General features: G+C 68.4%; 1 protein-coding gene. It reads left to right on the top strand.

The window, feature by feature from the left end:
- The coding region (locus tag AB0D46_RS38535) for a vitamin B12 dependent-methionine synthase activation domain-containing protein (protein WP_362884763.1) at positions 1–1212 on the top strand (1212 nt) is incomplete at its 5' end.
- Positions 1213–1304 lie beyond the last annotated feature (92 nt).

Below are 1304 nucleotides of genomic sequence, written 5' to 3'. Positions count from 1 at the left end.
CCCGTCTCGGCGATCCTCGAAGCCGCCGAGGAACACCGCGCGGACGTCATCGGCATGTCGGGACTCCTGGTCAAGTCCACCGTGATCATGAAGGAAAACCTGGAGGAACTGAACACCCGAGGCCTCGCGGACCGTTTCCCCGTCATCCTCGGCGGCGCCGCCCTCACCCGCGCCTACGTGGAGCAGGACCTCCACGAGATCTACGCCGGTGAGGTCCGCTACGCCCGCGACGCCTTCGAAGGGCTACGCCTGATGGACGCCCTCATGGGCGTCAAGCGCGGCGTCCCCGGCGCCACCCTGCCCGAACTCAAGCCACGGCGGGTCAAGGCAACGACGACCGCGGTCGTTACCGAGCCGGAGGAGCCGGGCGAGGGGCAGCGGGTGAGCCGTTCCGACGTGGCCGTCGACAACCCCGTCCCGGAGGCGCCGTTCCTCGGTACTCGGGTGGTGAAGGGGATCCCGCTCAAGGACTACGCCTCCTGGCTCGACGAGCAGGCGCTGTTCAAGGGCCAGTGGGGATTGAAGGCGGCGCGTGGTGGCCCGACGTACGAGGACCTCGTGGCGAACGAGGGCCGGCCGCGGCTGCGCGGCCTGCTGGACAAGCTGCACACCGAGAGCCTGCTGGAGGCCGCGGTCGTGCACGGCTACTTCCCGTGCGTGTCCAAGGGCGACGACCTGATCATCCTGGACGAGAACGGCTCGGAGCGGACCCGCTTCACCTTCCCGCGCCAGAGCCGCGGCCGGTACCTGTGCCTGGCGGACTTCTTCCGCCCCGAGGAGTCGGGCGAGACCGACGTCGTCGGCCTCCAGGTCGTCACCGTCGGCTCGAAGATCGGCGAAGCCACGGCCAAGTTGTTCGAGGCGAACGCCTATCGCGAGTACATGGAGTTGCACGGTCTGTCCGTGCAGTTGGCGGAGGCGTTGGCCGAGTACTGGCATGCACGGGTCCGCGCGGATCTGGGCATCGCGGGTTCGGATCCGGCGGCCATGGACGGGATGTTCCGTACCGAGTACCAGGGCTGCCGCTACTCCCTGGGTTACCCGGCCTGCCCGGACCTGGAGGATCGTGCGAAGATCGCCGACCTTCTGCGGCCGGAGCGGATCGGTGTGCATCTGTCGGAGGAGTTCCAGTTGCATCCGGAGCAGTCCACCGATGCCATCGTCGTCCATCATCCCGAGGCCGATTACTTCAACGCGGGAGGCCGCCGATGAGCGCACCGCGGGAGGTGTTGGCGCGTGGGGGGCCGTCGTTCTCGTTCGAGTTCTTCCCGCCGAGGACGGATGCGGGCGAGCGGGTGTTGTGG

The organism is Streptomyces sp. NPDC048383, from assembly GCF_040651775.1.
In the GTDB taxonomy this organism is placed as follows: domain Bacteria; phylum Actinomycetota; class Actinomycetes; order Streptomycetales; family Streptomycetaceae; genus Streptomyces.
This window is presented reverse-complemented; position numbering and strand designations above follow the sequence as displayed.